At 64.2% G+C, this 19,766-nt stretch carries 15 protein-coding genes; 9 read left to right on the plus strand and 6 right to left on the minus strand.

The genetic code is table 11. The annotated features are described in order from the left end of the window. Positions 1–70 precede the first annotated feature (70 nt). Positions 71–853, minus strand: coding sequence for an enoyl-CoA hydratase (locus X566_RS10140; protein ID WP_034465803.1), 783 nt, complete (start codon positions 851–853; stop codon positions 71–73). A gap of 253 nt (positions 854–1,106) precedes the next feature. Here X566_RS10140 and X566_RS10145 point away from each other — a divergent pair, with 253 nt between their 5' ends. From X566_RS10145 to X566_RS10160, 5 genes are all read left to right on the plus strand, one after another. Then, positions 1,107–2,225 carry an efflux RND transporter periplasmic adaptor subunit gene (locus X566_RS10145; RefSeq protein WP_081740119.1) on the plus strand — a complete coding sequence of 373 codons (1,119 nt, stop codon included), beginning with the start codon at positions 1,107–1,109 and terminating at the stop codon, positions 2,223–2,225. Positions 2,226–2,256: 31 nt separating this feature from the next. Beyond that, positions 2,257–5,397 (plus strand): efflux RND transporter permease subunit, encoded by a 3,141-nt coding sequence (locus X566_RS10150; protein ID WP_034465806.1) that lies wholly within the window; start codon positions 2,257–2,259, stop codon positions 5,395–5,397. Positions 5,398–5,437: 40 nt separating this feature from the next. Then, complete coding sequence (locus X566_RS10155) at positions 5,438–6,043, plus strand: TetR/AcrR family transcriptional regulator (protein WP_034465809.1); 606 nt, start codon at positions 5,438–5,440, stop codon at positions 6,041–6,043. 155 nt (positions 6,044–6,198) lie between these two features. Then, positions 6,199–6,324 (plus strand): hypothetical protein, encoded by a 126-nt coding sequence (locus tag X566_RS25575; RefSeq protein WP_409337816.1) that lies wholly within the window; start codon positions 6,199–6,201, stop codon positions 6,322–6,324. Positions 6,325–6,403: 79 nt separating this feature from the next. After that, complete coding sequence (locus tag X566_RS10160) at positions 6,404–7,498, plus strand: enoyl-CoA hydratase/isomerase family protein (protein WP_034465812.1); 1,095 nt, start codon at positions 6,404–6,406, stop codon at positions 7,496–7,498. Between the two features lie 205 nt (positions 7,499–7,703). Here X566_RS10160 and X566_RS10165 read toward each other — a convergent pair whose 3' ends face one another. Beyond that, positions 7,704–8,627, minus strand: a complete 924-nt coding sequence (locus X566_RS10165) for an SDR family oxidoreductase (protein WP_034465815.1) — start codon at positions 8,625–8,627, stop codon at positions 7,704–7,706. Between the two features lie 426 nt (positions 8,628–9,053). On the opposite strand from X566_RS10165, the gene X566_RS10170 reads away from it, so the two are divergent. Continuing rightward, positions 9,054–11,417: an acyl-CoA dehydrogenase gene (locus X566_RS10170; RefSeq protein WP_051443990.1), complete on the plus strand. Its 2,364-nt coding sequence runs from the start codon at positions 9,054–9,056 to the stop codon at positions 11,415–11,417. Positions 11,418–11,463: 46 nt separating this feature from the next. Then, a complete protein-coding gene (locus tag X566_RS10175) occupies positions 11,464–12,504 on the plus strand; it encodes an MBL fold metallo-hydrolase (protein ID WP_152539837.1) in 1,041 nt (346 codons plus the stop codon). A 12-nt stretch (positions 12,505–12,516) separates the two neighbouring features. Here X566_RS10175 and X566_RS10180 read toward each other — a convergent pair whose 3' ends face one another. Further along, entirely contained in the window at positions 12,517–12,807 is a 291-nt protein-coding gene (locus tag X566_RS10180) for a putative quinol monooxygenase (protein ID WP_034468313.1), read from the minus strand. Between the two features lie 219 nt (positions 12,808–13,026). Here X566_RS10180 and X566_RS10185 point away from each other — a divergent pair, with 219 nt between their 5' ends. Further along, complete coding sequence (locus tag X566_RS10185; protein WP_034465818.1) at positions 13,027–14,178, plus strand: acyl-CoA dehydrogenase family protein; 1,152 nt, start codon at positions 13,027–13,029, stop codon at positions 14,176–14,178. Positions 14,179–14,187: 9 nt separating this feature from the next. Further along, entirely contained in the window at positions 14,188–15,381 is a 1,194-nt protein-coding gene (locus X566_RS10190) for an acyl-CoA dehydrogenase family protein (protein WP_034465821.1), read from the plus strand. 211 nt (positions 15,382–15,592) lie between these two features. Here the strand turns inward: X566_RS10190 and X566_RS10195 are convergent, their stop codons facing one another. The 3 genes from X566_RS10195 to X566_RS10205 all read right to left on the minus strand — a co-directional run bounded on the left by X566_RS10195 (position 15,593) and on the right by X566_RS10205 (position 19,702). Further along, on the minus strand, positions 15,593–16,405 hold the full coding sequence (locus X566_RS10195) for an enoyl-CoA hydratase (RefSeq protein ID WP_034465823.1): 813 nt from the start codon (positions 16,403–16,405) through the stop codon (positions 15,593–15,595). 136 nt (positions 16,406–16,541) lie between these two features. After that, positions 16,542–17,342 carry a xanthine dehydrogenase family protein subunit M gene (locus X566_RS10200; protein WP_034465826.1) on the minus strand — a complete coding sequence of 267 codons (801 nt, stop codon included), beginning with the start codon at positions 17,340–17,342 and terminating at the stop codon, positions 16,542–16,544. Positions 17,343–17,356: 14 nt separating this feature from the next. Further along, the gene (locus X566_RS10205) at positions 17,357–19,702 is read right to left on the minus strand and encodes a xanthine dehydrogenase family protein molybdopterin-binding subunit (RefSeq protein ID WP_034465829.1); all 2,346 of its coding nucleotides are present in this window, start codon (positions 19,700–19,702) and stop codon (positions 17,357–17,359) included. Positions 19,703–19,766 lie beyond the last annotated feature (64 nt).

Consider the following 19,766-nt stretch of genomic DNA (forward strand, 5'->3'; position numbering starts at 1 on the left):
TCACATCCGCTTCAGTGTCGGCGTGGTCACGCCTTTTCAGCGGGGTGACGCCTGTTCCAGTGGAGGCGTGTTACGCCTTGGCCGGCCGCGGACGGTTGATGAAGGCCTGCATATGCTTGTGCGGCTCGTCGGTGAGGAACGAGCGGCCGAAGATCGGGATGCTGGCATTGACCGCCTCCGTCAGCGGCAGTTCGTCCCACTTCCGGATCAGCACCTTCTGCGCGGCAAGAGCCTCCGCGCCGCATTCGAGCAATTCGGTCAGCAGCGTTTCGACCTCTGCATCGAGCTTGTCCGGCGCCGCGACCGTATCGACCAGGCTCCATTGCAGCGCCGTGTCGGCACCGATCGTCGCGCCGGTCATCACCAGCCAGCGCGCCCGCGAGGTGCCCATCACCCGTGGCAGCATCGCCGCGTGGATCACCGAAGGAATGCCGACTTTCACCTCCGGCATGGCAAACTTCGCCTGGTTCGAGGCAATGCGGAAATCGCAGCAGAGGGCGAATTCCAGTCCGCCGCCGAGACACCAGCCGGGAATGCGGGCGATCACCGGCGCCGGGAACATGCGCGCGGCCTCGCAAAGGTCGCGCAGGCGGGTGATGAAGGCCTCGGCGCTGCCCTGCTGCAGGGTCGCCATCTCCTTGATATCGGCGCCGCCGATGAAGGCCTTCTCGGTCTCACCCTGAATGACGAGGGCGCGGATGCCCTTGCGCTGGCCCAAGGTTTCGATCGCCTGACGCAGGCTGTCGATCACCTTCGAATTGAGGATGGTCATCGAACCGGCGTTGCAGATGGTCAGCCGCGCCACGCCGGGGGAATCGACGTCGATACGGGCGTGGTCGGTGGGGGTGGCCATGCAGGATGTCCTTGAGCTGGTTGCTTCGGGTGGGGTGCGGACCATGAGCGGTCGCGGCCGGCGAGGAAATCTCAGGCCCCCAGCCGGACCAGAATGAGCGAGAAATTTCAAGAGGCTGGCGCATTCGCCGCACATCCGGCGATGTTAAAGATCGTTACATTTTTGGCGCATCGCAAAATTGTGATTGGTGACGAATATTGACATTCGTCACTCGTCAATGGATTCTCCGGCCAATTCTTCTTGGAGTCTCGCCATGAGCGACCTGCCCCGATTGTCCAGCAGCCGCGTCCCAACCCCTTTCATTGCCTTCGCAGTTCTTGCCATTCTCTCGCTCGCCCTCGCCGGGTGCGACGGCCAGGCCCAGGAAGAGGCCAAGCCCGAGCGTCCGGTGCTGACCATCAAGGTGCATTACGCCCCGCAGACCCCCGATCGCAGCTTCGTCGGGACGATCCGTCCCCGAATCGAAACCGATGTCGGCTTTCGCGTGCCGGGCAAGGTCGCCAAGCGGCTGGTTGAGGTCGGTCAGGTCGTCGATGTCGGTCAGCCACTGGCGCTGCTCGACGATGCCGACCTGAAGCTGCAGGCGGAGCAGGCCGATGCGGAATTACGCGCGGCGAACGGTGTGCTGGCCCAAGCGCAGGCGGCGGAGAATCGCGCCGCGGAGCTGCGGCGGAAGGGTTGGAGCACCGACGCGCAGATGGACCAGGCCAAGGCGGCTGCGGCCGAGGCGCGCGGCCGTGTGATCCGCGCGGAACGTTCGGTCGAGCTCACCAAGAACAATCTCTCCTATGCCACCTTGCGCGCTGACGCGCGCGGCGTGGTCATGGCAACCGCCGCCGAACCGGGGCAGGTGGTGGCGTCCGGCCAGGGCGTCGTGCGGATCGCCCGCGTCGCGGAAAAGGAAGCCGTCGTCGCCGTGCCGGAAACCCTGGTCGCGCGCGCCCAGGGCGGCGAGGCGCACGTTTCGCTGTGGTCCGAGCCGGGCAAGACCTATGCCGCCAAGTTGCGCGAGTTCGCGCCGGTCGCCGACGCCGCCACCCGGACCTATCTGGCGAAGTTCTCGATTCCTGCGGCCGACGATGCGGTGAAGCTCGGGATGACCGCGACGCTGACCCTCGCCGAGCCGGCGAGCGAGCGCGTCGCGCGGGTGCCGCTGTCGGCGGTGTTCAATCAAGGGCACGGACCGTCGGTGTTCGTTGCCGACGCGGCAACCGGCAAGGTCGAGTTGCGGCCGGTTACGGTCAAGTCCTACGAAACCCGCGATGCGGTGATCGCCGACGGCGTCAAGGACGGCGAAAACATTGTCGCGCTCGGCGTACATAAGCTCGACACCGCCCAGAAGGTGCGGGTCGTTTCCAGCCTGTCATTCTAGCTAGCACAGCACGAATTCCACGGGGCGGATCATGCGTCGCTTCAATCTGTCGGACTGGGCCGTTCACCACCAGCCGCTCGTGCTGTTCCTGATCATCGCCCTCTCGCTGGCGGGGCTGCTGTCGTATCAGCGGCTCGGGCGCGGTGAAGACCCGTCCTTCACCATCAAGCTGGCCGTCGTCTCGGTGATCTGGCCCGGTGCCACGGCGCTGGAAATGCAGAGCCAGGTGGCCGATCCGATCGAGAAGAAGCTGCAGGAGCTGCCCTATTTCGACAAGGTGCAGACCTACAGCAAGCCGGGCTTCTCGGCGATGCAGGTCATCTTCAAGGATACGACGCCGCCGAAGGAGGTTCCGAACCTCTTCTATCTGACGCGCAAGAAGCTGAACGATCTCCGCGCCGATCTGCCGGCGGGCGTGATCGGCCCGATGGTCAACGACGAATACGGCGACGTCGATTCGATCCTCTACATGCTGACCGGTGAAGGCGCGGACTATGCGCAGCTGAAGAAGGTCGCCGAGGGATTGCGTCAGCGCCTCCTCAAGGTGACGAACGTCGTCAAGGTCAACCTCTACGGCGTGCAGGACGAAAAGATCTACGTCGAGTTCTCGCATGCGAAGCTGGCGACGCTCGGCATCACCCCGCAGGCGCTGTTCGATTCGATCGCCAAGCAGAACGCGGTGACGCCCGCTGGCGTCGTTGAAACCTCATCGCAGCGGGTGTCGCTACGGGTGACGGGCGCGCTGGACGGCGCCCAGGCCGTCGCGGAAATTCCGGTGGAGTCGAACGGACGCGTGTTCCGGCTGGGCGATATCGCTACCGTCACGCGCGGCTTCGAGGACCCGTCGGATTACATGGTGCGCCAGCGCGGCAAGGCGGCGCTCGGCGTCGGCGTGGTGATGGCCAAGGGCGGCAACATCCTCGAGCTTGGCGAGGACGTGAAGAAGGCCACCGACGAGTTCATGGCCGCGGTGCCGGTCGGTTTCGAGATCGAGCAGATCGCCGATCAGCCGCACGTCGTCGATCACGCCATCAAGGAATTCGTACGCGCGTTCATCGAGGCGCTGGCGATCGTGCTGGCGGTCAGTTTCCTGTCGCTCGGCTGGCGTACCGGCATCGTCGTGGCGTTGTCGGTGCCACTGGTGCTGGCGATCGTCTTCACCGTGATGAGCGTGATGGGGCTCGATCTGCATCGCATCACGCTCGGTGCGCTGATCATCGCGCTCGGCCTGTTGGTCGACGACGCGATCATCGCCGTCGAGATGATGGTCGTGAAGATGGAGCAGGGCGTGGAGCGGCTGAAGGCCGCCTCGTTCGCCTGGGACTCGACGGCCTTTCCGATGCTGACCGGCACGCTGATCACGGCGGCGGGGTTCCTGCCGATCGGGCTCGCGCCGTCGAGCACCGGCGAATATGCCGGCGGCATCTTCTGGATCGTCAGCATCGCCCTGGTCGCATCCTGGTTCGTCGCGGTGATCTTCACGCCCTATCTCGGGGTGAAGCTGTTGCCCACCTTCGCGTTGCATGATCCGCTGAACCACAATCCCCATGCGATTTACGAGACCCCCCTCTACAACCGCCTGCGCCGTGTCATTCAGTGGTGCGTCGACAACCGGATCAAGGTGGTTGTAGCGACTGTCCTATTGTTCGCGCTGTCGATCGTCGCCTTCGGTCGGGTGCAGCAGCAATTTTTCCCGCTGTCCGAGCGGCCCGAACTGTTCCTGCAGCTGCGCATGCCGGAAGGCACCGCGTTCAACGTGACCTCCGAGACGGCGAAGAAGGCCGAGGAGCTGCTCAAGGACGACAAGGACATCACCACCTACACGACCTATATCGGTCAGGGATCGCCGCGGTTCTGGCTCGGCCTCAACCCGCAGCTTCCGAACGAATCCTTCGCCGAGATCGTTATCGCCTCCAAGGACGTCGAAGCGCGCGAACGCATCAAGGCGCGGATCGAGAAGGCCGTGGCCGACGGCGCCCTGCCGGAAGCGCGCGTGCGCGTCGATCGCTTCAACTTCGGCCCGCCGGTCGGTTTCCCGGTGCAGTTCCGCGTGGTCGGCCCGGACACCGACAAGGTGCGCGAGATCGCCTATCAGGTGCGTGAGGTGATGCGTACGGAGAAGCGGCTGATCGAGCCGCAGCTCGATTGGAACGAGCAGACGCCTTACCTCAAGCTGGTGGTGGACCAGGACCGGGCCCGGGCCATGGGGCTGACGCCTCAGGATGTGTCGCAGGCGCTCAGCCTGCTGATCACCGGCGCCTCGGTGACCACCGTGCGCGACGGCGTGGAGAAGGTCGGCGTCGTGGCGCGGGCGATCGCCTCGGAGCGGCTGGACCTCGGCAAGGTCGGCGACCTCACGATCTTCTCGCGCAACGGTCTCGCCGTTCCGCTCTCGCAGATCGCCAAGATCGAATACAGCCACGAGGAATCGATCCTTTGGCGGCGCAACCGCGACATGGCGATCACCGTTCGCTCCGACGTGGTGGACGGAGCGCAGGCGCCGGCGGTTTCCAGTGCCCTCTGGCCGAAGCTGAAGACGATCAGCGACAAGTTGGAGCCGGGTTACCGGCTGGAAATGGGCGGGGCGATCGAGGAGTCCGAGAAAGGCAACTCGTCGCTGGCGGCGCTGTTTCCGCTGATGTTCTTCGTGATGCTGACGCTGCTGATGGTCCAGCTCCAGAGCTTCTCGAAGATGTTTCTGGTGTTCCTGACCGCGCCGCTCGGCATTATCGGCACGTCGCTGGCGCTGAACGTGACCGGCCAGCCGTTCGGCTTCGTGGCGCTGCTCGGCCTGATCGCGCTTGCCGGTATGATCATGCGCAACTCGGTGATTCTGGTCGATCAGATCGACACCGACATGCAGCACGGCATGACCCGCCGCAATGCGATCGTCGAAGCGGCGGTCCGTCGCGCGCGGCCGGTGATCCTGACGGCGCTTGCGGCGATCCTGGCGATGATCCCGCTTTCGCGCTCCGCGTTCTGGGCGCCGATGGCGATCACCATCATGGGCGGCCTGTTCGTCGCGACCTTCCTCACGCTCCTCTATCTGCCGGGGCTGTACGCGCTTTGGTTCCGCAAGAGCCTTGACGACAGCATCGCAAAGGCCGACGCTGGCGATGCGGCGAAGGCTCATGAGGAGGCTCAACCGATGCTGCCGCTGGCAGCCGAATGACAGAGCTCATGACTGACACGGGCTCATGACAGAAGCGATAATGTCGATCACGCTTGACCATACCGAAACCGACACCCGCACGCGGGTCCTGCTCACCGCGGAGCGGCTGTTCCGCGAGATCGGCTATCAGAAGACCACCGTGGCGGATATCGCCAAAACCCTGAAGATGAGCCCGGCCAACGTCTATCGCTTCTTCGATTCGAAGAAGGCGATTCATGAGGGCGTGGCCGTCCGTCTGATGAGCGAGGTCGAGACCGCGGTGACTGCGATCGCCGATGACCGGAGGCTGTCTGCGACCGATCGCCTGCGCGAAATGTTCGCGGCTATCCATCATATGAATGCAGAGCGTTACGTCGGCGATTCCAAGCTGCACGAGATGGTCGCCATCGCCATGGAGGAGAGCTGGCAGATCTGCGAGGCGCATATCCAGCGGGAGTGCGAGACGATCGCTCGGGTGATCGCGGAGGGCGTCGAGCGCGGCGAGTTCAAGCCCTGCGATCCGTTGCCGACCGCGCTGTGCGTCTGTGCCTCGATGCTGCGCTTCTTCCATCCGCAGATGATCGCGCAATGCGCCAACAAGCCGTTGCCGACGCTGGAGCAGATGACGGAGTTCGTCATCGCTGGGATTTCCGTCCCCAAGACTTAGAAGGCTTGATCCGTCGTCGCGGGCTCGCCGGCCGCTTTCCTTTATTCCTCGGCATGATTTCTTGGCATGCAATTCTATCGCCCGCGCGTGAGCGAGCGTGAGGCCGAACGTCTGTTCTTCGCACGGCGTTCACCGCTGATGGCCGGACGGCGCGGATGCGGCCCGCGGTCCGCGAGGGCAGGCGCGCCATCGCCGGTATCGGCTTTGCACTCGCCAATCAGGCGTTGCAACGGCACCGGCGCTACGGCTATCTGTCGGCGATGGGATCGAGGCGGCTGTGACCTGCGGGGGCACCGGATTCTCGAAGGGCAAACGAAATCACGCGGCTGATCGTGGCGCGCAAATAATTGAGACCGGACGATGACGGAAACGACAAGCGTGCTTGAGAAGGATCAAGAGATCATCACGGAAACCGAGGGTTCGGTCGGGGTGATCCGATTGAATCGTCCGAAGGCGCTCAATGCCATCACGCTGGACATGGTGCGTTTCATGAGCGCGGCGCTCGATCGGTTCGAGGCCGATCCGGCCGTCGGCCTGATCCTGCTCGAAGGCGCCGGCGAACGCGGTCTGTGCGCGGGCGGCGACATTCGTGGCCTTTACGAGAGCATCCGCGCCGGCGGCGATCTCGGCAAGGTGTTCTGGCGCGAGGAATACATTCTGAATGCGCGGCTGGCTTCGCTGCGAAAGCCCTATGTCGCGTTCATGGACGGAATCGTCATGGGGGGCGGCGTCGGCCTGTCCGCGCATGGGCGCCATCGGGTCGTGACCGAGAGAACGACGCTGGCGATGCCGGAAACCGGGATCGGCTTTTTCCCGGATGTCGGCGGAACCTGGTTGCTGTCGCGGGCGCCGGGGCAACTCGGAACCTATTACGGGCTGAGCGGCCAATCGATGAACGGATCGGAGGCGATCCGCTGCGGCTTTGCCGATACCCTCGTTCCGTCCGAGAAACTGAAAGAGCTGCGGGACGCGCTGATCCGGCTCGGACCGCAGGCGACCAACGGCATGGTCCGCGGTGTGCTGGCGCATTTCTCGATCCCGCGTCCGCCGGCGCCGATCGAAGCGCACAAGCCGCTGATCGACGCCGCGATGGCCCACGACAGCGCCGCCGACATCATCGCCGCCCTGGAGCGTGATGCTTCCGAGTTCGCGCAGGCCACGGCCAAGCTGCTGCAGACCAAGTCGCCGACCAGCCTCAAAGTGACGCTGCGGCTGCTGCGCGAGGCGAAGGCCTCGACATCGCTGCGGGAGTGCCTCGTGCGCGAGTATGGCGCCGCACTCGAGATCTTCATCAATCGCGATTTCCCCGAAGGAATCCGGGCGGCCGTGATCGACAAGGATCGGTCGCCGAAATGGTCTCCCGCGACACTGGACGAGGTCACGACGGAGATGGTCGAGGCGTATTTCGTGCCGCGCGGGGTGGATGAGCTGGTGTTCCCGGCGCGGGAGGCATGACATAAGTAGAGAGGCCCGGTCGATCGTCTCGAACCGGGCTTCTCTGGCATCAGGCGTTTTGCATCATCAGGTGTTTTGCATAAAGCGCGATGCGATTGGGATCAATCATCCTCGCGCTTTAGCTCATAAGCATGATCTTTTCGGAGAACCGCTTCGCACTTTTCCGGATCATGCTTTCGCTGCTGGGATGCTTACTCGTCGATGCTTACTCGTCGACATCCCAGCTGAACACGTCGCCCGTCCGCTCCAACGGCGTCAGCGATGTCTTCAGCATCTGCGGCAACTGTTCCGCCAGCACCTTGGGCTCCCAACCGCCAGAGCGGAAGAGGGTGCGGATTGGCCGCGGCTGGTTGTACAGGTAGATTTCGGGTCCGCGCGCGCCGAAGATCTGGCCGTTGATCGTCTTGGCGGCATCGCTCAGCAGGAACACCGCCAGGTTGGCGATATGCTCCGGCTTTTGGACGCGCTGGCGTCGCTCGATCCGCGCGGCCATTTCCGGGGTTTGATTGGGGGTCGCATCGATCATCCGGCTGTGCGCCGCGGGCGCGATCGCGTTCGAACGGATGCCGAAGTGGCCCATGTCGATCGCGATGCTGCGTGACAGGCCGCAGATGCCGATCTTGGCCGCGGCATAATTGGCCATGCCGAGGGTGCCGACCAGGCCCGCCGTGGAGGCCATGTGCACGAAGGCGCCGCTCTTCTGTTCGCGCATGTGCGGAGCGGCGGCGCGCGCCACATAGAAGCTGCCGTGCAGGTGGACGTTGATAACGTCTTCCCAGTCCTTCGGCATCATCTTGTGGAAGCTCGCCATCCGGATGATGCCGGCGTTGTTCACCACGAGATCGATCTTGCCATAGGTGTCGCGCGCGGCCTGCACGATCTTCTGCGCCGACTCCCAGGATGACACGCTGTCGCCATTGGCGATCGCCTCGCCGCCGGCGGCCTTGATGTCGGCGACGGTCTTCTGGGCGGGGCCAAGGTCATTCTGGTCGGTGCCGAACACGGAGCCGCCGACGTCGTTGACGACGACCTTGGCGCCTTCCTTTGCAAGCAGCCGCGCAATCGCGCTGCCGATTGCGCCACCTCCACCCGTAACGATCGCGACCTTGCCTTCGACGATGCCCGCCATATTCCCCTCTCGTTTGTTCATTTTGAGCCGGTGCGATTCCAACATTTGCATCCCATCGCGGCAACGATCTTTGCAGATGCTGGAATCGAAGAACCACTCACAGCTTAATGAACTGGTGGACCGTTGCATTGCGTTTCCGGACGGAGCCTATGCACGACAGTCGGTCGTAACTGATGGCTGGACCGCGGCACGGCCCCGGACCTGGATAACAGCGCGTTGCGTTTCAGGCCGTGATTAACGATCGCGAGCGTCGCGGATTGCAGCGTTTCAAGCCAGGTCCATTTTCATGCACTGCACAAATGCGCATTTTGAATGCGATCGTGCGGCATTCGCCTTTCTCGGCCGGTGGATATCAAGCTAAGAAAGCGGCAGCGGCGAAGGCGCAACGGCCTCGTTCAACACCTGCCAGTATCTAAGGAGAAATCTATGTCAGTTGCAGTCGCGCATGATCAATCGTCGGACGATGGCGACCTTCTGCGCCTGCTCAGGGATGCGGTTTCCTCCTTTGCCAAGCGTGGCGGTCTGCCGCGCAGCCGCGCGCTCCGCGGCACCAAGCCGGGCATCGACCCGGCGGCGTGGGCGCAGATGGCGGAACAAGGCTGGCTCGGCATCATCATTCCGGAGCAACATGGCGGACAGGCGCTCGGCTTCACCGAGATGGCGGTGGTCGCCGAAGAACTCGCGCGGATGCTGAGCCCCGAGCCGGTGGTGGCCTCCTCTGTGCTCACGGCCAGCCTGCTGATCGCCAGCGGCAACGAGGCCCTGCAGAAGGCGCTGCTGCCGAAGCTTGCCGCAGGGGAAAGCATCATCGGTGCGGCCTTGGCTGGAAACGTTCCCGGCCTGACCGCGGCGGGCTCGACGGTCCAGGCGAAGACCTCCAGCAAGAGCGCGGTGCTGAATGGTACGGTGCGGCATGTATACCCGGCGTTCAGCGCGACGGATTTCATCGTTGCCGCCAAGACGGCCGACGGCATCGCGCTATATCACGTCAAGGCCGATGCGGCGGGCTTGTCGATCGGGGAGGAATTGCGCGCCGACGGAACATTCGCCGGGACGCTGACCTTCAAGGACGTGAAGCTCGATCAGGCGGCGCTCGTCGCCAAGGGCGATCAGGCGGAAGCGGCGATCCGCCGCGCGACCGATGCGGCGACGATCATGACCTGCGCCGAGCTGTTCGCCTGCATGAATCAGGCGCTCGACATCACGCTCGAATACATGCGGACCCGGGTGCAGTTCGGCAAGCCGATCGGCAGCTTCCAGGCGCTGCAGCACCGTGCCGTCGATCTCTGGATTCAGAAGGAGCTGTCGATCGGCGCGCTTGCGGACGCCATCCGCACCTTGAACGATCCGAACGCCAGCGCCGATCAGGTCAGCATGGCCGCGAGCCGCGCGAAGTCGCGCTGTGGCGACGCGGCCCACACCATCGGCCGCGAGGCCGTGAAGCTGCATGGCGCGATCGGCTTCACCGACGAGTACGATGTCGGTCTGTTTTTGCGCCGGGCGATGGCGCTCAATGCCTGGCTGGGCAATCCCGCCGATCACCGCCGCCGATTCGGCAAGCTGCTGGAGAAGACCGGCGGCGCTGCCGACGAGAAGCGGGAGAGCGTGCCGTTCTCCGCGGTGTTCCTGCAGGACGACAAGGCGGACGTGGACTGGAATTCGTTCAGTGACGACGAGTTCCGCGCCGGCGTGTTCGCCTGGTTCGACAAGAACTATCCGAAGCACATGCGTCACACCGGCCGCCGCGGCAGCGCCGCCGAGATGAACGACTGGATGAAGACGATCTCGCGCAAGGGCTGGATCGCGCCGGCGTGGCCGGTGAAGTGGGGCGGCATGGGCCTCTCGCCCGCCAAGCAGATCATCTACATCGAAGAGCGCGAGCGGGTCGGCGTGATGCGCAACCCGGACATGGGCATCGTCATGTTCGGACCGACGCTGATGCGGTGGGGTACGGAAGAGCAGAAGCAGAAGTATCTGCCGCGCATCATCGCCAACGACGACATCTGGTGTCAGGGCTACTCGGAGCCGAACGCGGGCTCCGACTTGGCGAGCCTGCAGACGACGGCGGTGCTCGACGGCGACCATTATGTGATCAACGGCTCGAAGATCTGGACGACGTCGGGACACTGGGCCGATCACATGTTCCTGCTGGCGCGCACCGACAAGGATGCGAAGAAGCAGGAGGGCATCACCTTCTTCGTGCTCGACATGAAAACGCCGGGCCTCACCGTGCGCCCGATCGACAATCTCAGCGGCCACGCCGAGTTCGCGCAGGAGTACTTCGAGAACGTCCGCATTCCGAAGGAAAACGTCATCGGCGAGGTCAACAAGGGCTGGACGGTCGCCAAGAGCCTGCTCGGCTTCGAGCGACTGAACTCCGGCAGCCCGCGCCATGCCAATGCCGCGCTATTGGAAGTCGAGAAGCTCGCCCGTTCAAACGGGGCTTGGGGCGATGCGGAATTCCAGGCCAAGTACGTGAAGGTCTTCCTCGACATCGCCGATCTGTCGTCAGCCTACCAGCGTTTCGCCGATTTGATGAGCCTCGGCGACAATCCGGGACCGGAGCTGTCGCAGCTCAAGATCATCGTTGCCTCGGCATCCCAGCATGTGACCGAGCTGTTGATGGAAACCGCAGGCGGTGCCGGCGCCAACCAGGGTTTCGAGACGGTCGATGGCGAAGACATCAACCTGCTCGGACCGTTCTTCACGCACTTCGGCTCGATGATCGCGTCGGGGACCAACGACATCCAGCGCAACATCATCGCCAAGCGGGTCTTGAACCTGCCTTGAGCGGCAGGCGATCGATCCGCGCGGCGAACAAGGGGAGGGGTTGATCGTGTCACTGCAGGCATCGGCCGACGGAGATCTCAGCTTCACCGTGCAGCGTCCGCCAGCTTATGGAGAGCTGACGGACGTGCTGCCAGGACTGTACTGGGTGCGCCTGCCGGTGCCGCTGCGCCTCAACCACGTCAACTGCTGGCTGCTCGACGATGGTCCGGGCTGGACCCTCGTCGATTGCGGCATGAACACCGACGATATCTTCGAGATCTGGGATAAGCTTTGGCGCGGGCTGCTGCGCAGCCGCCCGCTCCAGAATCTCACCCTGACGCACGCGCATATCGATCACATCGGCTTCGCCGGCTATCTGGTGAAGGAGATGAAGTGCGCCGTGCGGCTGCCGTTCGCGGAATGGCTGAACGGCTGGATGATGTGGCACGAGCGCGACGAGGGGCTGACGGAGCAATTCGCCGATTACATGCGGCGCAATGGCGCCTCCGCCGACGAGGCGGCTGCGATCATGGGGGCGCAGCGGCCGTCGAAGTATCTGGGACTGAAACCGCCGCGCGAATTCTCGCGTATCAAGGACGGCGATAGGGTCTCGATGGGCAAGCGCGAATGGCGTGTCATCACCGCCGGCGGGCACTCACCCGAGCATGCATCGTTCTTCTGCGAGACGGACAAGATCCTGATTGCCGGTGACCAGGTGCTGTCGCACATCACCCCTTCGGTGATCGTGCCGTCGGCGCAGCCCGATGCCAATCCGATGAAGGAATATCTGGATTCATTGGCACGGTTCGAGGAACTGCCGGCGGATACGCTGGTGCTGCCCTCGCATGGCTTGCCGTTTCACGGGCTGCACACGCGGCTCGCCCAGCTTCGCGAGCACCATCAGGCCCGGCTGGAGGACATGGCCTCGCTGGTGACCGGCCCGACGAGCGCGTTCGCCGTCGCGCAGGAGGTGTTTCCGCGGGTGCTGCTCGAAAATCCGCGGCAGGCTTTCGGCGAGTCGCTCGCGCACCTCAACATGCTGGCCTCGATGGGCAAGCTGACGCGCACGGTCGATGACAAGGGCGCGATCACCTTCGCGCCCTTGTAGCGAGCACGTGCGTTACGCGCCGACCTGCTTGAAGCGCTTGACGGCCGGCGGACCATCCATGAAGGCACCCATCGCGCGGCCAAGCGTCTTGAAGTGGTCGCTGGCGCGATGCGCGTCCACGGCCGCCTGGTCAGCATAGCGCTCCAGAAACACGTACGTATTCGGCTCGTCGCCATGGTAGAGCTGATACAGCAGGCAACCCTTCTCGTTCTCGTTGACCTTCTTCACGAGCTCGGTCGCGACCTTTTCGAATTCCGCCCCCTGGCCGTCCTTGACCTTGATCGTGGCGACGACTCCAAACATCGGCATTTCTCCCTGTCATTGATGCGGCAATTTCTGCGAAATTCTCGCCGCCATTGCAATATCGGCATGTACGGCCGCGACCGCGCTCGCCGCCATGGCGGACGCGAAAAACGCAGGGCTGATCGCTGCCGGAATGGAAGCTCTGGCGCGTCATCGTCGGATGTGTAGAGTTAAGCCAACGACAGTGACGGCCCGAAAAGCGGCCGCATGGGAGGACCTATGGATCTTTCGCTTTCCGAAGAGCAGCGATTGCTCGGCGATGCGGCAGGGCGTTTTGCCGCGGGTCGTTATTCGTTCGAGGCGCGTCGCGCCATTCTGCAATCGGCGGACGGGTTCAGCCGCGACATCTGGCGCGAGTTCGCCGATCTCGGTTGGCTGGGATTGAACATTCCGGAAGACTTCGGCGGTCTCGGTACGGGCGCGATCGAAACCGGCGTCGTGATGGAGGCGTTCGGCCGCGCGCTGGTGGTTGAACCCTATCTGCAAACGGCGGTAGTTGCCGCAAACCTGATCAGCGGGCTCGGCACGCAGGAGCAGAAGCAGGCGCTGCTGCCGCCGATCGCGGAGGGGCGCTCGATCGGCGTGCTCGCGCATGGCGAGCCGCAGGCGCGTTACGTCCTCGATGATGTGGCGACGACCGCCATGCGCAATGGCAGCGGCTGGACCCTATCAGGCCGCAAGGACGTGGTCCTCGGCGCGCCGTGGGCCGATATGCTGCTGGTGTCGGCGCGCATCTCCGGCGGCCAGCGCGATCGTTCCGGCATCGGCCTGTTCCTGGTGCCGGCGAAGAGTGCGAGGCTGACGGCGCGGGCCTATCAGACGGTGGATGGCGCCCGCGCGAGCAACATCGTGTTGGAGAACGTGGCCGTGCCGGCTGACGCGCTGCTCGGCGGCAGCGAAGACGCCTTGCCCTCGATCGAGGCAGCGATCGACCGGGCGATCGCTGCGATGGCGTCGGAGGCGCTCGGTTGCATGCAGGTGCTGCTCGACACCACCATCGCCTACACCAAGACGCGCATTCAGTTCGGCAAGCCGCTGGCGGCCAATCAGGTGCTGCAGCATCGCATGGCGGCGATGGCGGTGAAGCTGGAGGAGGCGCGCGGCAGTGCCCTCAACGCGGCGCTGATGGCCGATGCCGATCCGGTGACGCGGGCAAGGGCTGCGTCCGGCGCCAAGGTCAAGGTCGGCAGGGCCGGCCGGTTCGTGGCGGAGCAGGCGGTACAGTTGCACGGCGGCATGGGCGTCACCGAGGAGCTGAACGTCGGCGCCTACTTCAAGCGGCTGATGGCGATCGAGATCATCTTCGGTAGTCCGGACTTCCATTTGCAGCGGTACATGCGGCTCGCGCCGCAGCCGGCCAGCGCGGCTTAGGAGGCAGCCATGGATCTGTCATTCTCGAAGGAAGAGCTCGCATTCCGCGACGAGGTACGGGAGTTCATTGCCAAGAATCTGACCGAGGACGTCAAGCGCATGCAGCGGCTGACGCCGAGCGCCTTGTCGGAAAAGCCCGTGTTCGCGAGCTGGCACGCGGCGCTGTCCAAGAAAGGTTGGGTGTCGCCGTACTGGCCGAAGCAGCATGGCGGCACGGGCTGGACGCCGGCGCAGCGCTATATCTTCGAGACCGAATGCGGCAAGGCCGGAACACCGAGCCTGCTGCCGTTCGGCGTGCACATGGTGGGGCCGGTCATCATCAAGTTCGGGTCGGAGCAGCAGAAGGCCTTCTACCTGCCGCGCATCGTCTCGGGTGAGGACTACTGGTGCCAGGGCTATTCCGAGCCGGGCTCAGGCTCGGACCTCGCCTCGCTGAAGACCCGCGCGGTGCGCGACGGCGATCATTACGTCGTCAACGGCACCAAGATCTGGACCACCCACGCGCACTTCGCCAACCGGATGTTCGCGCTGGTGCGGACGGCGGATACGCCGAAGCGGCAGGAAGGCATCAGCTTCCTTTTGATCGACATGACCACCAAGGGCATCTCGACCCGGCCGATCATCACCATCGGCGGCGATCACGAGGTCAATCAGGTGTTCTTCGACGATGTGCGCGTGCCGGTCGAAAACCGGATCGGCGAGGAGAACAAAGGCTGGACCTATGCGAAGTATCTGCTCGAGTTCGAGCGCGGAGCGAGCTTCCGTGCCGCCCGCTTCCGCCGTCAGCTCGGCGAGCTGAAGCGGCTGAACGCCAAGACCGGCAACGGCGCAGGCGGCGATGCGAGTATAGCGACGCGGATCGCCGAAGCCGAGATCGATGTCGATGCGCTCGAAATGATCGAGCTCAAGCTTCTGTCGGATGTGCAGGCCGGGCGCAATCCGGGTCCGGTGTCGTCGGTGCTGAAATTGCGCGGCACGGAAATCTTTCAGACGCTCACACGGATCGGCGTCGATATCATCGGCACCAATGCGCTGGTGTGGGAGCCGCGGCGGCCGCTCTACAGCCTGAACGAGGCCGCGGTGCTGCCGGACGACGAACTGGCGGTGCTGCCGGCGCATCTCGACGGGCGCGCGCATACGATCTTCGGCGGCACATCGGAGATCCAGCACGAGATCGTCGCCAAGCAGATGCTCGGCCTGTGAGACAAAATCAGGGTCGTTTCCGTCCCTGATCGGTTGCTGTGCGAATCACGGGGCGCGGGCACTGGTGCCCGCTTTTGCTTGAAAGAGCTCTATCTCTTACCTCTGCGCATCGGCTTGTTCGAAAGCCGCCCACACTTTTCGGGCCGATGCGCTAGCTCAGTTTGAGCATGATCTTTTCGGAAAACCGCTACGCACGTTTCCGGACCATGCTTTAGCGTCCGGTGAATGCAGGCGCGCGCTTCTCGACGAAGTGCCGCACGCCTTCCTTGAAATCCTCGCTGGCGAGGCTCAGCGCCATCTCGTGATCGGCGAGGTCCATCGCATCGTTGAGCGGCTGCATATGCGCAGCCCAGAGCTGCCGCTTGATCACGCCGAGCGAGCGCGGCGACGACAGTTCGCCGAGTTCCTTGGCATAGGCGAGCGTCGCCGGCATCAGCTCACTCGCCGGATAGAGGCGATCGACCATGCCGAGCTTCAGCGCCTCGGGCGCCATCACCTTGCGCGCGGAGAGCAGCAGATCGGCTGCTGCGGAGTGGCCGACCAGCCGCGGCAGCGTCCAGCTCATGCCGTGTTCGGCGATCAGGCCGCGGCGCGCGAACGCCGTGGTGAAGGAGGCTTCTTCCGCCGCGAAGCGCATGTCGCAGAACAGGGCGTAGCAGAGCCCGAGGCCGGCGCACGGACCGTTGATCGCGGCGATGATCGGCTTCGGCACGGCGGGAAAATAGGNGTTGGCGCGCTGGAAGTCCTTGCGCGAATTCGGATCGAACGGCGCCGGCGGCTTCTCGTCGATCCGGCCGGCGCTGGAAATGTTGGAGAGCCGTTTCATGTCGGCGCCGGCGCAGAAGCCGCGGCCGGCACCGGTGAGCACGATGACGCGCACGGTGCTGTCATCGGTGGCCTGCCGCATCGCCTGCCGGACTTCGTTGCCCATGGTTGCCGTCCAGGCGTTGAGGCTCTCTGGGCGGTTCAGCGTGACGATCGCGGTGCGGCCGTCGATCCGGTAGTCGATTTCGGTGAAGGACATTCATCTCTCCCTTTTCGCGCGCGCTTGCTCGCGGCGTTTTTGTCGTCGGCATAGGTGGCGATGATGCCCATCAGTCCAGCAACGATCAAGGCTGCCGCATGACCGGCAGCCTTGCCATTCCAGCCGCTCGCGGCGATCAGCCCGCGGCCGCCACCGCCTGCTGCGCCATCACCTTGATCAGATTGGCGCGATAAGCCGCCGAGCCGTGAATGTCCGCCATCATCCCCTCGGTTGGAATGCGGATGGGCTCCAGCGCGGCCGCCGACCAGTTGGCCTTCAGTGCTTGTTCGATAGCCTCGACCCGCATCACGCCATCCTGGGCCGCGCCGGTTGCTGCGACGCGGACGTCGCCGGCCTTGGTCTTGGCCACGAACACGCCGGTCAGTGCAAATCGCGAGGCCGGATGGCGGAATTTCGCGTAGGCGGCTTTGGCAGGAATCGGAAACGAGACGGCGGTGATGATTTCACCGTCATCGAGAGCGGTGGTGAACAGGCCCTGGAAGAAGTCGTCGGCTGCGATCGTGCGTTTGTTGGTCTGCACGGTTGCGCCCAGCGCTAGCACGGCGGCGGGATAATCGGCTGCCGGATCGTTGTTGGCGAGCGATCCGCCGATGGTGCCGCGATAACGAACCGCCGGATCGCCCAGCACGGAGGTCAAATGCACGAGCGCCGGAATCGCCCGCCGCACCTGCGGGTTCTGCAGGATATCGTAATAGGTGGTGGCGGCCTTGATCGTCACCGCGTCAGCGGACACGTCGATGCCGACCAGGGCCGGGATCTTTGCCAGATCGATGACGTCGGAGGGAGCCGCCAGGCGCTGCTTCATCACCGGGATCAGCGTGTGGCCACCGGCGAGATATTTTGCGTCGGCGCCCTTCGCGAACAGGGCGACGGCCTCGTCAACGCTCGACGGGCGGTGATAGGTGGTCTGATACATGATCGTGCTCCCAGTCAGGCGTTACCGTGGATCGCGGCCCAGACGCGATCCGGCGTCGCCGGCATCGCGAGGTCATTGTTGCCGATCGCGTCGGTAATCGCGTTGATCACCGCAGCCGAAGCGCCGATCGCGCCCGCCTCGCCGCATCCCTTCACGCCGAGCGGATTGCCGGGGCAAAGCGTCGTCGTGTGCTGCAGGTTGAACGACGGCAGGTCGTCCGCGCGCGGCATGGCATAGTCCATGAAGGATGCGGTCACGAGTTGTCCGCTCCTGTCGTAGACCGTGCCTTCCAGCAGCGCCTGGCCGATGCCTTGCGCCAGCCCGCCATGCACCTGGCCTTCGACGATCATCGGGTTGATCAGCCGGCCGAAGTCATCGACGGCGACGAAATTCACGAACGATGTCTTGCCGGTCTTTTCCTCGACCTCTATCTCGCAGATATAGGCGCCGGCCGGGAACGTGAAGTTGGTCGGATCGTAGAATGCGCCCTCCTTCAAGCCGGGCTCCATGCCTGGCGGCAGATTGTGCGCGGTGTAGGCGGCCAGCGCGACATTGGCGAACGGCATCGCCTTGTCGGTGCCCGCGACCTTGAAGTTCCCGTCCTCGATGATAATGTCGTCCTCGGAGGCTTCGAGCTGATGCGAGACGATCTTCTTCGCCTTCGCCTCGACCTTCTCCAGCGCCTTGACGATCGCCGAGATGCCGACTGCGGCCGAGCGCGAGCCGTAGGTGCCCATCCCGAACTGCACCTTGTCGGTGTCGCCATGGACGATCGAGACCTGGCTGATCGGAATGCCGAGCCGATCCGCAACCACCTGCGCGAAGGTCGTCTCGTGGCCCTGACCGTGGCTGTGCGAGCCGGTGAGGATCTCGATGGTGCCGACCGGATTGACGCGGACTTCGGCAGATTCCCACAGGCCGACGCCGGCGCCAAGGCTGCCGACCGCTTTCGATGGCGCAATACCGCAGGCTTCGATGTAGCAGGAGAAGCCGATGCCGCGCAGCTTGCCCTCCTTCTTGGCCTTCTCCTTGCGGGCGCTGAACCCGGCGTAGTCGATGGCCTTCAGCGCCGCGTCGAGCGAGGCATGAAAGTCGCCGGTGTCATAGGCCATGATCACCGGCGTCTGGTGCGGGAAGCTGGTGATGAAATTCCTCTTGCGCAATTCGGCCGGATCGACCTTGAGCTGGCGGGCGGCGGTTTCCACCAGCCGCTCCAGCAGGAAGCTGGCCTCGGGTCGCCCGGCGCCGCGATAGGCGTCGACTGGCGTGGTGTTGGTGTAGACGCCGATCACCTCGCAGTAGATGTTCGGGATATTGTACTGGCCGGAGAGCAGTGTCGCGTAGAGATAGGTCGGCACCGAGGACGAGAACAGCGACATGTAGGCGCCGAAGTTGGCGTGGGTTTTCACCCGCAGGCCGATCATCTTGTGATCCTTGTCGAAGGCCATATCCGCTTTCGAGATGTGATCGCGGCCATGCGCGTCGGTGAGAAACGCCTCGGTACGGTCGGCGGTCCACTTCACCGGCCGCTCGATCTTTTTCGAGGCCCAGAGCGCCACCATCTCCTCGGGATAGATGAAGATCTTCGAGCCGAAGCCGCCGCCGACATCCGGCGCGATCACACGCAGCTTGTTCTCGGGCGCGATGTTGTAGAACGCCGACAGCACCAGCCGTGCCACATGCGGGTTCTGCGACGTGGTGTAGAGCGTGAAGTGATCCTCGGCGCTGTTGTAGTCGGCGATCGCCGAGCGTGGCTCCATCGCATTCGGAACCAGCCGGTTGTTGGTCAGTTCGAGCGAGACCACGTTCGCGGCCTTGGCGAACGCCGCATTGCACGCCGCCTCGTCGCCCAGCGACCAGTTGTAAACGATATTGCCCGGCGCCTCGGGATGGAGCTGCGGCGCGCCCGGAACGATCGCCGCGCGGATGTCCGGCACGGCAGGCAATTCCTCATAGGTCACGTCGACCTTCTCCGCCGCGTCGCGGGCGAGATTCTTGCTTTCCGCCAGCACCACCGCCACGGCCTGTCCGACGAAACGCACGGTCTCCGGCGCCATTGCCGGCCAAGCGCCCATCTTCATCGGTGAACCGTCCTTCGAGTAGACCATCCAGCCGCAGATCAGGTTGCCGATCTTGTCATCGACCAGCTCCTTGCCGGTCAGCACGGCGACGACGCCGGGCAGCTTCAGCGCCTCGGACGCGTCGATGCTCTTGACCGTCGCATGGGCATGCGGCGAGCGGACGAAGTGGGCATAGGTCATGCCGTGCAGGCGGATATCGTCGGTGTAACGGCCCTTGCCGGTGATGAAGCGCTTGTCTTCCTTGCGTGCGACGCGGGCGCCAATGCCTTCAATGCCCATGGGATCTCCTCCTTGAGGCTGCTCGCATCGCGTCGTGACGAGGGCGCGGAGAGCAGCGATTTTG

The sequence above is a fragment of the Afipia sp. P52-10 genome (assembly GCF_000516555.1).
In the GTDB taxonomy this organism is placed as follows: Bacteria; Pseudomonadota; Alphaproteobacteria; order Rhizobiales; family Xanthobacteraceae; genus P52-10.

Coding starts and splice junctions, on each gene's coding strand:
- X566_RS10140 (WP_034465803.1), bottom strand. CDS start 853: ATGGCCACCCCCACCGACCACGCCCGTATCGACGTCGATTCCCCCGGC.
- X566_RS10145 (WP_081740119.1), top strand. CDS start 1,107: ATGAGCGACCTGCCCCGATTGTCCAGCAGCCGCGTCCCAACCCCTTTC.
- X566_RS10150 (WP_034465806.1), top strand. CDS start 2,257: ATGCGTCGCTTCAATCTGTCGGACTGGGCCGTTCACCACCAGCCGCTC.
- X566_RS10155 (WP_034465809.1), top strand. CDS start 5,438: ATGTCGATCACGCTTGACCATACCGAAACCGACACCCGCACGCGGGTC.
- X566_RS25575 (WP_409337816.1), top strand. CDS start 6,199: ATGCGGCCCGCGGTCCGCGAGGGCAGGCGCGCCATCGCCGGTATCGGC.
- X566_RS10160 (WP_034465812.1), top strand. CDS start 6,404: ATGACGGAAACGACAAGCGTGCTTGAGAAGGATCAAGAGATCATCACG.
- X566_RS10165 (WP_034465815.1), bottom strand. CDS start 8,627: ATGGCGGGCATCGTCGAAGGCAAGGTCGCGATCGTTACGGGTGGAGGT.
- X566_RS10170 (WP_051443990.1), top strand. CDS start 9,054: ATGTCAGTTGCAGTCGCGCATGATCAATCGTCGGACGATGGCGACCTT.
- X566_RS10180 (WP_034468313.1), bottom strand. CDS start 12,807: ATGTTTGGAGTCGTCGCCACGATCAAGGTCAAGGACGGCCAGGGGGCG.
- X566_RS10185 (WP_034465818.1), top strand. CDS start 13,027: ATGGATCTTTCGCTTTCCGAAGAGCAGCGATTGCTCGGCGATGCGGCA.
- X566_RS10190 (WP_034465821.1), top strand. CDS start 14,188: ATGGATCTGTCATTCTCGAAGGAAGAGCTCGCATTCCGCGACGAGGTA.
- X566_RS10200 (WP_034465826.1), bottom strand. CDS start 17,342: ATGTATCAGACCACCTATCACCGCCCGTCGAGCGTTGACGAGGCCGTC.
- X566_RS10205 (WP_034465829.1), bottom strand. CDS start 19,702: ATGGGCATTGAAGGCATTGGCGCCCGCGTCGCACGCAAGGAAGACAAG.